General features: G+C 47.2%; 11 protein-coding genes. 10 read left to right on the plus strand and 1 reads right to left on the minus strand.

The window, feature by feature from the left end; all coding sequences use genetic code 11:
* The first annotated feature begins 7 nt into the window (after positions 1-7).
* The 3 genes from K7399_RS02005 to fliT are packed head-to-tail and all read left to right on the plus strand — an operon-like array spanning position 8 to position 2367.
* The gene (locus K7399_RS02005; RefSeq protein WP_037563152.1) at positions 8-1615 is read left to right on the plus strand and encodes a flagellar hook-associated protein 2; all 1608 of its coding nucleotides are present in this window, start codon (positions 8-10) and stop codon (positions 1613-1615) included.
* Between the two features lie 12 nt (positions 1616-1627).
* Positions 1628-2023: a flagellar export chaperone FliS gene (gene fliS, locus K7399_RS02010; protein WP_028976506.1), complete on the plus strand. Its 396-nt coding sequence runs from the start codon at positions 1628-1630 to the stop codon at positions 2021-2023.
* The gene (gene fliT, locus K7399_RS02015) at positions 2023-2367 is read left to right on the plus strand and encodes a flagellar protein FliT (protein WP_028976507.1); all 345 of its coding nucleotides are present in this window, start codon (positions 2023-2025) and stop codon (positions 2365-2367) included. The genes fliS and fliT overlap by 1 nt, the downstream gene beginning before the upstream one ends.
* A 153-nt stretch (positions 2368-2520) precedes the next feature.
* On the opposite strand, the gene K7399_RS02020 is transcribed toward fliT, so the two are convergent.
* The gene (locus K7399_RS02020; RefSeq protein ID WP_156031551.1) at positions 2521-2658 is read right to left on the minus strand and encodes a hypothetical protein; all 138 of its coding nucleotides are present in this window, start codon (positions 2656-2658) and stop codon (positions 2521-2523) included.
* A 406-nt stretch (positions 2659-3064) separates the two neighbouring features.
* Between K7399_RS02020 and hpf the strand changes: the two genes are divergently transcribed.
* The 7 genes from hpf (at position 3065) to ftsX (ending at position 13396) form a co-directional block, all read left to right on the plus strand.
* Complete coding sequence (hpf, locus tag K7399_RS02025) at positions 3065-3610, plus strand: ribosome hibernation-promoting factor, HPF/YfiA family (protein WP_010023804.1); 546 nt, start codon at positions 3065-3067, stop codon at positions 3608-3610.
* A gap of 1232 nt (positions 3611-4842) precedes the next feature.
* Positions 4843-7362 (plus strand): preprotein translocase subunit SecA, encoded by a 2520-nt coding sequence (gene secA / locus K7399_RS02030; RefSeq protein ID WP_028976508.1) that lies wholly within the window; start codon positions 4843-4845, stop codon positions 7360-7362.
* 26 nt (positions 7363-7388) lie between these two features.
* Positions 7389-8487 (plus strand): peptide chain release factor 2 gene (gene prfB / locus K7399_RS02035; protein WP_128166406.1). Its coding sequence is split into 2 segments (ribosomal slippage): positions 7389-7451 and positions 7453-8487, totalling 1098 coding nucleotides; the frame shifts between segments, so codons are not numbered across the junction.
* 797 nt (positions 8488-9284) lie between these two features.
* On the plus strand, positions 9285-10181 hold the full coding sequence (locus K7399_RS02040; protein ID WP_028976511.1) for a YitT family protein: 897 nt from the start codon (positions 9285-9287) through the stop codon (positions 10179-10181).
* A gap of 187 nt (positions 10182-10368) precedes the next feature.
* On the plus strand, positions 10369-11436 hold the full coding sequence (locus tag K7399_RS02045) for a D-alanine--D-alanine ligase family protein (RefSeq protein WP_028976512.1): 1068 nt from the start codon (positions 10369-10371) through the stop codon (positions 11434-11436).
* 381 nt (positions 11437-11817) lie between these two features.
* Positions 11818-12513: a cell division ATP-binding protein FtsE gene (ftsE, locus tag K7399_RS02050; RefSeq protein WP_028976513.1), complete on the plus strand. Its 696-nt coding sequence runs from the start codon at positions 11818-11820 to the stop codon at positions 12511-12513.
* A complete protein-coding gene (gene ftsX / locus K7399_RS02055) occupies positions 12503-13396 on the plus strand; it encodes a permease-like cell division protein FtsX (protein WP_028976514.1) in 894 nt (297 codons plus the stop codon). Before ftsE ends, ftsX begins: the two co-directional genes overlap by 11 nt.
* Positions 13397-13538 lie beyond the last annotated feature (142 nt).

Genomic DNA, 13538 nt, shown 5'->3' on the forward strand with positions numbered 1-13538 from the left:
GAATACAATGGCAGATTCAAGTTCAAGTGGTGCTTCAATAGATTCAATAAATAGTATGATTGGCGCTAGTAATTCAAGCCGTGTGAGCGGTCTTGCAAGTGGTATGGATATAGATAGCATTGTAGCTAAACTAATGACAGCGGAAAGCCAGCCACTCGTCCAGATGCAGCAGAATCTGCAGTTGACGGAATGGCAGCGTGATGATTATCGTTCGATGAATACACTGCTCAGCAATCTTCAAACGACAACACAGAAACTGAAGCTACAAGGACCGTTTTTAGCAAAAACAGCAACATCAAGTGATTTGTCTAAAGTGACGGCAACGGGTGGAGCAAATTCCGGAAATGTGTCCTATACGCTCTCCGATGTGACTTTGGCTACGGCTGCACATAATCAAAGTAGCGACTCAATTGTGACAGACAAAACAAAATTTGATTCGTCCGCATACTTATCGACACAATCGGAAACTATCGGTGAATTGACCAACCCAATTGAATTTTCAATTAAGACATATACTGATGGTCAGGCAACAACTCATGACTTCTCATATGATCCGTCGACTACATCGCTTGATAAAATCATGTCGGATATAACAAGTTCAAATATTGGTGTAAATGCTTTTTATGACGCAGCAACCGGAAAAATTTCAATGACGCGTACAGCGACTGGAGATAATCATCCGGATCTAAAAGATGCTGGCGGAAAAGTTACGCAACACAATTCTGAAATTGAATTCAGTGGGGATTTTCTCACCACAACTTTGAATATGGATTCAAAGCAGGAGCAGGATGGAACAGATGCCAATTTTACTCTGAATGGCCTAAAAACCTCGCGCCATTCAAATACCTTTACGGTCAGTGGTGTAACCTTTAATTTGCAGAGTTCATTTACCAATGCAGTTTCTGTCAACATTAATACCGATGTTGATTCTGTGTATAAAACCATTACTGACTTTGTCGACCAATACAACGACACAATCAAACAAGTTAATGACAAAATCTCTGAAAAACGTAATCGCAGCTATGCTCCGCTTACTGATGCTCAGAAATCGAGCATGAAAGACTCGGACATTACCAACTGGACCGACAAAGCGAAGTCGGGCATGCTGGCCAATGACAGCATTCTCAGCAGCGCGCTGAGTCAGCTCCGTACCAATTTGTATTCACCGGTGAGTGGAACGAGCAATTCGAAGATGGATCAGCTTGCGGAAATCGGGATTACCACGAGTAACAATTATCTTGATCACGGCAAGTTGGTGATCGATGAGGACAAGCTGAAAGCAGCGATCAGTACTAATCCTCAAGCGGTCATGGAACTGTTCACGAAAACCGGGGACACGACTTCGGAACAAGGGATTATGCAACGGCTAAACACGACGTTAAAGAATACGATGGATCGGATTGAGGATAAAGCCGGGAACACGAGTATGACCTATACGCAGTATTCGATGGGCAAATCGATTGATGATATGAATGACCGGATTGATGCGTTTAAGTTGCGGCTTCAGGATATTCAAGCGCGCTACTATAATCAATTTGATGCGATGGAAGCGGCGATTAACCAAGCGAATAGTCAGGCGGGGTATTTGCAACAATTTATGGGACAACAAGTGTAAGGAGGGCCAGCAATGCCAGCAAGTGCATACAAATCTTATCAACAAAATTCAGTCCTTACGGCGACGCCGGGAGAGCTGACCTTGATGCTCTATAATGGATGCATTAAGTTTATTCGTCAAGCAAAACTGGCTATGGAACAGGACAAAATCGAAGAAAAGAACACATATATTCAAAAAGCACAGAAGATTATCCGTGAATTGATGGTGACGCTTGATCAAAAACAGGATGTAGCCAAAAGCATGATGCAGATGTACGATTATATGAATCGCCGCTTGATTGACGCAAACATCAAGAATGATGCGTCAATTTTAGATGAAGTGGAAGGCTATGCGGTTGACTTTCGCGACACATGGAAGCAAGTCATTGAAATTACGCAGAAGAATCAGCCGAAGCGGGATCGTGTGTGATGGTTCTTCTGAGGATTTACGATCTTTCACTTGAACTTGAACAGCTTGTGAGTGGCTACACACGTGAGCAGCGTGATCCGTTTCTTGCGGAGCTGCAGCAATTGCTTGATCAGCGCGAAGTTTTGCTGAAACAGCTTCCGGCCAGCCCGACTGAAGCAGAACGGGAATTAGGAAAACGCGTTCAGGCAATCAATCGGCGGATTGATGAACCGCTTAAGCGGATTAAACGGGAAATTGCCCGTGACATGAATCAATTCCGACAACGGAAACAAACCGTCAATCGTTACCGGAATCCATACACCGGGCCAACGAAAGATGGAATGTTTTTAGATAAACGAGAGTGAGGATCACCGCATACGCCGGTGATTTTTCTTTTGCACCAATATTCCACACATTCATATACTGAGATCATTGAAATGATTTGGGCTCGTTTTTTTCCGTTACATAAACAAAACGCCCACCCGCTGCGGTGAGCGGATGGGCGCATTCGGCGCTAGTTATTCGGCGGCAACTGCTTCGCCTTGGTTGTCTGTATTGAGACTTGCGAGGAACTGCAAGTAATTGTACGTTGATTCTTTTTCATCTTCATTGAGCTTTTCGAACAATTCGATGATTTCTTCCTTTTTGACGGACATGGTCAAAACCCCTTTGATGAGATATGGTCAATGTCAGTTCTATAACCGATACGTTATAAATGAAATCCAAGCTAATGTGAGATTATCTGACAACGAATAAGGTGTCCACGTTTAAGAAAAAGTTGGAAAAGCTGCGGTAAATGATGCAGTTTTTCTTGTTTGCGTTATTATTATATGAGCTATTCCCAGCAGGGTCAATACAATTCAGCGCTTTTGCACGCTTATGTTTAATTGGAATGTTGCATGTGATTAATACCTTTTACGCATGGATGGGGGCGTGGTTTACAGCGGCTTTCTTTGTCGAAAGGATATAAAAGAACGCGCAATTTGTAAGAAAATTTTGTCTGTATGGCAGGAAATCGAATTGAAATGGCGAATCTATATAGTATTGAAGGGAGGCTTTCTCATGGATCTTATTATTCGCGGAGAGAACATCACGGTGACACCTTCTTTGCAGGATTATGCAGAGAAGAGAATCAGCAAACTGGAAAAGTACTTCAATGAGCCGATTAAGACGAGCGCACGGGTGAACTTGCGTGTGCACAACACAGATCAAGTGGTCGAAGTGACGATTCCGCTTCAAGGCCTTCTCCTAAGAGCTGAAGTGGGTGAGGAAGATCTTTATACAGCAATTGACGGTGCGGTTACCAAACTGGAACGCCAGATCAAGAAGCATAAGACGAAGATCAACCGCAAGAGCCGTCAAGGGTTGCGTCAGGCGGTTCAGAACGCAAGCAGCGATATAACAGCAACGAAGCCGACTGAAGAAGATACGCTCGACGTTGTCCGCAGAAAGCATTTTGTGTTTAAGCCAATGACTGTCGAAGAGGCAATCCTGCAAATGGATATGCTCGGACATTCCTTCTATGTGTTTAACAATGCGGAGGATAACTCAGCCGCAGTGGTCTACCGCCGCAAGGATGGACGGTACGGCTTGATTGACCAAGTGTAACCCAGTTGATTAGCATAAAATGAAGAAGAGATTCGCCTAGGCGAATCTCTTCTTTTTGTCAGGATAGAAAAGTATATGATTATGCCCCATCTTCAAACCAATAGACTAGTGTCTTGGCCGAGAATCAAAGCAGAGGTACTCTGGCGCCTGCGGGATCGCGCCTTGTTGATGCGTGTCAGCGAGACCCCGCAGATAAATTGCGTGTCCGAGGAGGCTCGCGGTGCGCCCGCGGCAAGCGAGTAACCGAAGCGGCGATTCAGCACCGAAAAGACACGAGTCCATCACACATGTATGAAGAAACTTTCTTAAAGGAACTTTCGCTAAGTGCGCATACGTCCTGTATGCAACGCGAAAGTCATCACATCCTGTGAAAGTACGTCCTGTATGCAACGCGAAAGCCACCGCATCCTGCGGAAGTAAGGACCGGGCGTTTTTTGCCCGGATTCTCTTACAAAAGTTAAGGATTTTGCTTTGGTGTACAACGATAAGCGACATTTCATCAATAAGAGTTAGGTCAAGACATGAAAGCGCGAGACGCCTGCGGGAGTGCAGGCCAAAGGAGACCCCGCAGATAAATTGCGTGTCCGAGGAGGCTCCTGGACTGCCCGCGGCAAGCGAGCAGCTGAAGTGTCGTTCATGCACAAGGTGATGAATGAAAGCCGCATCCTGCGGAAGTAAGGACTAGGCGTAGCCTAGTCCTTCTTAGGCAAAGCGTTTTTTCGACAGCACAGACGATTCGGCAACTGACTGATAAAAATTGCAAACTGACCGATAAAATCCCGAAACTGACTGATAAAAATCGCAAACCGGTCGATAAAATCGCCAAACTGACCGATAAAATCCCGAAACTGGCTGATAAACGTGCCAAACGCGACGGATAACCAGTCCCAGACCCGGCGTCCGCCTCATCCCCAAACGGCCCGTTCTGTTTTCATAGCGCCCGTTTTGACGTATAATAGAAAATGTTGGTTTTTACCTAATGAGCGGAATGCGTGCCCCTGAAAATGGGGCGATTTTGCGAACATCTGAATAGGGAGTCTGCGTGCGCTTGCCGCAGAAGCAGTTCTCGCTTTCAGGCAATTGTCACCATAGGGGAATATTGTTAAAATAAAGAACATATTGATGAAGATTTTTTTCGGACAGGTTCAGATGTGAACGTTTGACACAGGAATGACTCTGAGGGTGCGGCAAGTTTCGCCAAATCAGAAATAATAAATGAGGTGTATGCAGGCATGATAGGAATGCTTAAACGAGTGCTCGGAGACACGAGTCTCCGCAAACTCAGCAAGATGGAAAAAATCGCGCATCAGATTGACAACATGGCTGATGACTATAAGGCGCTGAGTGATGATGCGCTTCAGGCGAAGACGCCGGAATTCAAGCAGCGCCTGGAAAATGGTGAAACGCTTGATGACTTGCTGCCGGAAGCCTTTGCGGTTGTTCGCGAAGCATCAACGCGTATTCTGGGCATGACGCCTTACTACGTTCAGTTGATTGGTGCGATTGCGCTCCATCAAGGCAATATCGCCGAGATGAAAACCGGTGAAGGGAAAACGCTCGTTGCGACAATGCCGCTTTATTTGAACGCGCTGGAAGGCAAAGGCGCTCATCTGGTTACGGTCAACGACTATCTGGCTTCGCGTGATGCGGAGCAGATGGGGCTGTTGTACAACTTTCTCGGCATGTCGGTCGGCCTGAACCGCAACGGCTTGAATCCGGAAGAGAAGCGGGAAGCCTATGCTGCCGACATTACGTACGGGACGAACAGTGAATTCGGCTTCGACTACCTGCGCGACAACATGGTGCTTTATAAGGAAGAACGCGTGCAGCGACCGTTGAATTTTGCGATTGTCGATGAAGTCGACTCGATTCTAGTTGACGAGGCGCGGACACCGTTGATTATTTCCGGCAATGCGGAGAAATCGACCGATCTGTATGTGCGCGCCAATCAGTTTGCCCGTCTCCTGACTGAGAAGCAGGACTTCACGGTTGATCTGAAGACGAAATCCGTGCAGCTGACAGAAGAAGGCATGACGAAGGCAGAGAAATTCTTCGGCATCAAGAACTTATACGATTATTCAAACGTCAACATCAATCACCACGTGAGCGAAGCGATGAAGGCGCATGCGATCATGCATCGCGATCAGGATTACGTGGTTAAAGACGGCGAGATTGTGATTGTCGATCCGTTCACCGGCCGTCTGATGCAGGGACGCCGCTACAGCGAAGGACTGCACCAAGCGATTGAAGCCAAGGAAGGTCTTGATATTCAGAGTGAAAGCAAGACACTGGCAACGATCACGCTGCAGAACTTTTTCCGGATGTATCAAAAGCTTTCCGGGATGACCGGTACGGCGAAGACCGAAGAAGAAGAATTCCAGAGTATCTATAACATGGATGTTATCGAAATTCCGACTAACAAACCGATGATTCGTAAAGACAATCCGGATTTGATCTATAAAACGCAAAAGGGTAAATTTAACGCGGTTGTTGAAGAGATTGCGAAGCTGTATCACCGCGGTCAGCCGGTGCTCGTTGGTACCGTCGCCGTTGAAACGTCGGAATTGATTTCTAAACTTCTGAAGCGCAAAAGTATCCCGCACAACGTCTTGAACGCGAAGAACCATGCCCGTGAAGCAGAAATCATTGAAAATGCCGGCCAAGCGGGTTCGGTAACAATCGCCACCAACATGGCCGGCCGTGGTACCGACATTAAGCTTGGCGAAGGGGTTGCCGATCTTGGCGGTCTGTTTATCTTGGGTACCGAGCGTCACGAGTCGCGTCGTATTGACAACCAGTTGCGTGGGCGTTCCGGTCGTCAAGGTGACCCGGGGGAATCCCGTTTCTATCTGTCACTTGAAGACGACTTGATGAAGCGCTTCGGTTCTGATAAATTAAAGAACTGGATGGAAAAAATCGGCATGGACGACTCGGCGCCGATCGAAAGCAAGCTGGTCAGCCGTTCGGTTGAAGCCGCTCAGAAACGTGTCGAAGGCAATAACTTCGATGCGCGTAAACAGCTGTTGAAATTCGACGACGTCATGCGCCAACAGCGTGAAATCATCTACAAGCAGCGTATGGAAGTGCTTGAATCGAAAGATCTTCGTCCGGAAATTGAAGGGATGATGAAGTCGGTCATCGAAAACGTTGTGAACGCTCATACACCGGAAAAAGAAGTGCCGGAAGATTGGGATCTTCAAGCAGTTGTCGATTACCTGAACGGGATGATCTTCAGCGAAGGCGTGCTTTCGCTGAAAGATCTTGATGGTAAAGATCCCGAAGAAATGATCGATGATCTGTACGAAAAGGCGCTTGCCCGCTATGATGAGAAAGAAGCGGCTTTCACGCCGGAACGGATGCGCGAATTTGAGCGCGTGATCACACTGCGTACGGTAGATACCAAGTGGATGGATCACATTGATGCGATGGAACAGCTCCGCGAAGGCATCTATCTGCGCGCCTATGGTCAGGTCGACCCATACCGTGCATACAATATTGAAGGTTTCAAGATGTTCGAAGAAATGGTCGCCAGCATCGATGAAGAAATCGTCAACTTCCTGATGAAGGCGGAGTTGCGCGAGGAACAGCCGATTCAGCGTGAAAACGTAACGCATGGTTTGCGCGTGATTTCCGGCGGCCAGGACGACGAACCGGTGAAGAAGAAGCCGATCAAGCGCAAAGTCCACGTCGGCCGTAACGATCCATGCCCATGCGGCAGCGGTAAAAAATACAAAAACTGCCACGGAAAATGATCTGTGGGTAAGAAAGTAGGATGAACATGGATTTACCAGAAATGAAACACGAAATTGATGAGATGGAAACCCGTCTCAAAGCGTTTAGGGGGTCTCTTTGACTTAGATAACAAGAAAGCAAGGATCGCCGAATTGGATGAGAAAATGACGATGCCCGGCTTCTGGGATGATAATGAAAAAGCGCAGAAGGTCATCGACGAGTCCAACGATTTGAAGGGCAAGGTTGACAGTTTGACCGACCTGCAAAACAAATTCGAAGATCTGCAAGTGGCTTACGAGTTAGTCAAAGAAGAGAACGATGCGGATCTGAAAGCGGAACTGGAAGAGTCGCTCGGCGAAGCGCGGGACGCGTTCAACCGCTATGAAACGCGGCTGCTGCTAAGCGGTCCGCACGACCGCAACAACGCGATCTTGGAACTGCATCCCGGCGCAGGCGGTACCGAAGCTCAAGACTGGGCGTCAATGCTGCTGCGTATGTATACGCGCTGGGCGGAACGCAAAGGTTTCGCGGTTGAAACACTCGACTACTTGCCGGGTGATGAAGCCGGCGTTAAAAGTGTCACCCTGCTCATCAAAGGAACCGATGCGTACGGTTACTTAAAAGCGGAAAAAGGGATTCACCGTTTAGTGCGCATCTCACCGTTTGACGCAGCCGGGCGCCGACACACATCCTTTGTTTCCTGCGAAGTGGTGCCGGAACTCGATGATGATATTGAAATCGAAGTCCGTCCGGAAGACTTGAGAGTCGACGTATTCCGTTCCAGCGGCGCCGGCGGACAGCATATCAACAAAACATCGTCTGCGGTCCGCATGACGCACCTTCCAACCGGGATCGTCGTCAGCTGCCAGTCGGAACGATCACAGTTCCAAAACCGCGATCAAGCGATGAAGATGTTGAAATCGCGCCTGTTTCAATTGGAAGAGGAGAAAAAGGAAGCAGAAATGGCTGCACTCCACGGCGAACAAAAGGAAATCGGCTGGGGCAGCCAGATCCGCTCCTATGTGTTCCACCCATACTCTATGGTTAAGGATCACCGCACCAACGTCGAAATCGGCAATGTGGACCGCGTCATGGACGGCGACATCGATCCATTCATCGATGCTTACCTCCGACTCCACCTATGAATCAAATAATCGAAAAGGAACCGGCGATCCGGTTCCTTTTTTTCCGTTTTCGGGTAATTAAATCCAGTTATTATAGCGATTGCAGACAAAATGACAGCGTTACCAACGAAACATGTAACGAACAGCTGAAAACGCGTATCAACCGCGGTAAAAGTTGTATCAAACGAACGAAAAGTTGTATCAAAAGCATTGAAAATCGTATCAAAATTGACGCTACACCTCAACTTGTATCAACCGGATCCAAATTCGTATCAACCGCGGTAAAAGTTGTATCAAACGAACGAAAAGTTGTATCAAAAGCATTGAAACGCGTATCGAAGTCAGGCTAACACCTTAACTTGTATCAACCGGATCCAAATTCGTATCAACCGCGGTAAAAGTTGTATCAAACGAACGAAAAGTCGTATCAAAAGCATTGAAAATCGTATCAAAATTGACGCTACACCGCAATTTGTATCAACCGGATCCAAACTCGTATCAACCGCGGTAAAAGTTGTATCAAACGAACGAAAAGTTGTATCAAAAGCATTGAAAATCGTATCAAAATTGATGCTACACCTCAACTTGTATCAAACGAATCCAAACTCGTATCAACCGCGGTAAAAGTAGTATCAAACGAACGAGAACTCGTATCAAACCGATGTAAACGCATATCTAGCTTGTTCCTGCACCGCGATTTGAAGCAATGGTTCCTTTCGATAAAATGATTTCCTGTCTAATTTTTGTTGACCGCATGGCGATTTTTGTCTTAAAATAGACACATTCGGCCATTTTCGAAAGAAGGAGTATTGAACTTCATGCAGGTGTTTGGAAAGAGAGACAAGCATGCTGTTCCTAACCGAGGGAAAACAGCAATGCTTCTTGATTATGTATGGGTCATTTTTGGAACGTTTGTTGTCGGCCTTTCGTTCAATGCTTTTATGTTGCCGACGCATATCGCCTCCGGCGGAGTAGCCGGAATCGGTATTGTTCTTCACTGGACGCTTGGTTGGGAGCCGTCCTATGTGCTTTGGGCGATCAATCTGCCCGTGTTTTTCTTGGGGTTGTTTGTGCTCGGGCGCAGTTTCGGTTATCTTGACTACACGATGAAGACGCTGCTTGGTTCCGTGATGCTGCCGTTCTTTATTTTTGTTACGGCGAATGTGCCGGCGGCGACGGGCAGTTCGCTGCTCGGCGCTTTGTTTGGCGGTGTCGGTACCGGTGTGGGGCTTGGCTTGGTGTTCCGCGGCCGCGGATCAACCGGCGGTACGGCGCTTGCCGGGCAGATCATTCAGAAATTCAGCGGCATTTCGCTTGGTTTCTGTGTGTCGCTGTTGGATACGATGATTGTGCTGACTTCGGCGTTTTTCATGTCGCTTGAGGCGGCGCTTTATGCACTGATCAGTATCTATATCACCGCTAAAATGATTGATGTGGTGCAGCTCGGTTTCAATACCGAGAAAATGGCGCTGATTATTTCCGAGAAAGAGGATGAAATGCGTCAAGGAATTTTAGAAGAGATTGACCGCGGTGTGACGCGAATTATCAGCCAGGGCGGCTACACCGGCGATGATCGGCCGATGTTGATGACCGTTGTTTCGCAAAGCGAGCTGACTCATCTGAAGCAGCTCGTTCGCTCGATTGATTCGGATGCTTTTTTCATTATCACGAATGCGACGGAAGTCTTTGGAAAAGGATTTTATACGCGCAGCTGATGGTGTCCAAGTTTGAAAATGAACGATCTGTGAACGATCGGATTCAAATCAACAGGTTGCATGTGCGGCTTGAGAAATAATGAAGCAGAGACGAGTCATTTTTGCGTATGATGAAAAAGTAAGACATTGAATGACGGCTTTTGAATAAAAAAATCATTTAACCGGTTTGAAAAAGGAGTCGGACACATTGGGAAAAATTACTGTTGGGGTTCTCTTTGGCGGACAGTCATCAGAACACAAAGTTTCGCTGAAATCAGCGTATACAATCATTACAAATCTTGATCGGGAAAACTATGAGCCGGTTCTGATTGGCATCGCCGAAGATGGAAAATGGAAGCTCTATGAAGGACCATTGGAAGCGATTCCGCAAGACACATGGGAGCAATCCGATTGTACGCCGGTTATGCTGCTTCCTGATCCGAGTCAGCATGGCCTTTTGAAAACAGCTGGCGGCGTGTCCGAGAAGCTTCATTTGGATGTTGTTTTTCCGGTATTGCATGGCAAAAACGGCGAGGATGGAAAGATTCAAAGCCTGCTTGAACTCGCCGGCATTCCTTACGTTGGCTGCGGCGTCTTGAGCTCGGCGATGTGCATGGATAAGGACGTCTCGCATCGCGTTGTGAAAGAAGCCGGCATCCGCGTGCCTGAGTCGATTGCTTTGACCGGTGCGATTTCTGAAGAGCAGTTGGCAAAAGTGATGACCGGTTTCAATTATCCGGTATTCGTTAAACCGGTAAGCGGGGGCTCCTCATACGGCGTCACTAAGGTTGAGGAAAAGAGCAAGCTTGTTGCAGCGATCCGTGAAGCGCAGAAGTATGATACGAAGATCGGAATTGAAGAAGGAATCGACGGCTGCGAGGTTGGCTGCTCGATTCTCGGTCACGGCGATGACTTGACGGTGGGTGAAGTCGATCAAATCGTTGTGACGAACGGCTATTTCCACATTCATCAGGACATGTTCAAGAAGACCGGACTTGAGAACGCCAGCATCCATGTACCGGCACAGCTGCCTCAAGCGGTGCAGGAAAAGATCAAGGACACTGCGAAAGCGATTTTCCGCGCGCTCTGCTGCACCGGAATTGCGCGGGTCGATCTGTTCCTGACGCCTGACAATGAAGTGGTCTTTAACGAAGTCAACACAATGCCGGGCTTCACCAGTTACAGCCGCTACCCGCGCATGATGGAAGCAGCCGGCATCAGCGTCACTGAAATCACCGACCATGCCATTCAATTAGCCCTTGAGAACGCGAATTAAACCGTCTCTGTAAAACGAAAGACAGGAAAGTGTGTGAAAAAATCAGCTGAAAAGCTGATTTTTTTTGTCCCTTTATTGCTTGGCACTCTAAATCGGCGGGTATACCGATTTTTCGACATGATTCGTTTTTGTTTTGAAATTGAATTGTAATAATTTTCATCGGAATTTGCCGGGGATGGAATGCTATAATGTTTAGTGTTGGATGACTTGCATCCTTATTTACGAATGAAATGGGATTTTGCTCGTCTTTGATTTTTCAATTTGGGTAACCCTCCCAATTTCTCAATGGATGCGAATGTTTTACATAGAAACGTATAATCAGACAGATTTTTTGGTTTTGCGACAAAAGGCAAGAAAAAGGATTTTGGGGGAAGAGACTGTATGAGTGACGCAATTGTAATGCAGAATGTCTGGAAAGCCTATCCCAATGGGGTAATGGCACTAAACGGCATCGATCTGTCTGTCAAGCAGGGCGAATTCGTCTACATCGTTGGTCCGAGTGGGGCCGGGAAGTCGACTTTTATAAAAATGATTTTCAGAGAATTGAAACCGACGCGAGGGAAAATCTTTGTCAATAGCAAGAATATCGCGAATCTGCGTGAACGTCAGGTTCCTTATCTGCGCCGCAAGATCGGGATCGTGTTTCAGGATTTTCGACTGCTGCCGAAACTGACGGTCTATGAAAATGTGGCGTTTGCGTTGGAAGTGATTGAGGAACATCCGCGCCAAATTAAAAAGCGTGTGATGGACGTATTGGATCTGGTTGGGTTGAAGCACAAACTGAGGTCGTTTCCAAACCAGCTTTCCGGAGGCGAGCAGCAGCGTGTCTCAATCGCGCGCTCGATTGTGAACCGGCCGCCGGTACTGATTGCCGATGAACCGACCGGGAACTTGGATCCGGAAACCTCGTGGCAGATTATGGACGTGTTCAAACGGATTAATGATCAAGGGACAACGATTATCATGGCAACCCACAACCGTGATATTGTCAACAAGGTGCGTCACAGAGTATTAGCCCTCGAAGGCGGCATGATTGTGCGCGACCAGCAGGAAGGTGACTATGGCTATGAAGATTAGAACGATGCGAAGACATGTGAATGAAAGCTTTAAAAGTCTAGGACGGAACGGTTGGATGACCTTCGCATCCGTCAGTGCCGTCACGGTGTCTCTCGTTCTGGTCGGACTGTTCCTAATGGTCATGTTCAACTTGAATAAGATTGCCGGTGACATTGAGAGTGACGTCGAAGTGCGCGTGTACTTGGATCAGTCAATCAGTCAATCCGAGCAAGATGCTTTGGCGACAGAACTGAAGGGAATCAAAAACGTTCAGGAAGTCCGTTTTCAGTCGAAAAAAGAAGGCTTGAACAATCTGTTGGAAAGCCTTGGAAACGATAAGAAGAGTTTCACCGATCTGCAGAAAGAAAATCCGCTGCCGAATGCGTTTATTTTAAAAACAAAACAGCCGGAGCAGACGATTGCAGTAGCGAAAAAGGCGGAACAGCTTCCCAATGTTACCGATGTCCGCTACGGTAAAGGAACGGTTGAAAGATTGTTCAGCTTCATCAGAATTGCGCGCAATGTTGGGATTGTGCTGATTCTCGGATTGCTGTTCACATCCGTTTTCCTGATTGCCAATACCATCAAATTGACCATCGTTGCTCGCCGCAGCGAGATCGAAATCATGAAGCTGGTCGGAGCGACAAACGCGTTCGTTCGCTGGCCATACTTTATTGAAGGCCTTGTCATGGGTGTGATGGGATCAATTCTTCCAATTGTATTGGTTATGGTTGTCTACCGACTTGCCTATTATAATCTTGGGGGCGACTTGCAGCAGATGTTCATCAAGCTGATTCCATATCATACAATGGTTACGAATTTAAGCTTGCTGCTTGTGGCCATTGGCGCCTTGATTGGCGTTTGGGGCAGCTTGAACTCGGTACGCAAGTTCTTGAAAGTCTAAGCCATTCTTGGGCCGCCGGCACTGATCGGCGGTTTTTTTTATTCCACTATTGGTCGTGTGTATTTATTCGCCAAGACAAGTGGACCGCATTGGGGTATGATAAAAATTAAGTGCACATGCCTGAGAAGCTGTGCCAAAGGAA

The organism is Sporolactobacillus terrae (assembly GCF_019930545.1).
In the GTDB taxonomy this organism is placed as follows: domain Bacteria; phylum Bacillota; class Bacilli; order Bacillales; family Sporolactobacillaceae; genus Sporolactobacillus; species Sporolactobacillus terrae.

Coding starts and splice junctions, on each gene's coding strand:
- K7399_RS02040 (WP_028976511.1), top strand. CDS start 9,285: ATGCAGGTGTTTGGAAAGAGAGACAAGCATGCTGTTCCTAACCGAGGG.
- K7399_RS02005 (WP_037563152.1), top strand. CDS start 8: ATGGCAGATTCAAGTTCAAGTGGTGCTTCAATAGATTCAATAAATAGT.
- fliT (WP_028976507.1), top strand. CDS start 2,023: ATGGTTCTTCTGAGGATTTACGATCTTTCACTTGAACTTGAACAGCTT.
- fliS (WP_028976506.1), top strand. CDS start 1,628: ATGCCAGCAAGTGCATACAAATCTTATCAACAAAATTCAGTCCTTACG.
- K7399_RS02020 (WP_156031551.1), bottom strand. CDS start 2,658: ATGTCCGTCAAAAAGGAAGAAATCATCGAATTGTTCGAAAAGCTCAAT.
- hpf (WP_010023804.1), top strand. CDS start 3,065: ATGGATCTTATTATTCGCGGAGAGAACATCACGGTGACACCTTCTTTG.
- secA (WP_028976508.1), top strand. CDS start 4,843: ATGATAGGAATGCTTAAACGAGTGCTCGGAGACACGAGTCTCCGCAAA.
- ftsE (WP_028976513.1), top strand. CDS start 11,818: ATGAGTGACGCAATTGTAATGCAGAATGTCTGGAAAGCCTATCCCAAT.
- ftsX (WP_028976514.1), top strand. CDS start 12,503: ATGAAGATTAGAACGATGCGAAGACATGTGAATGAAAGCTTTAAAAGT.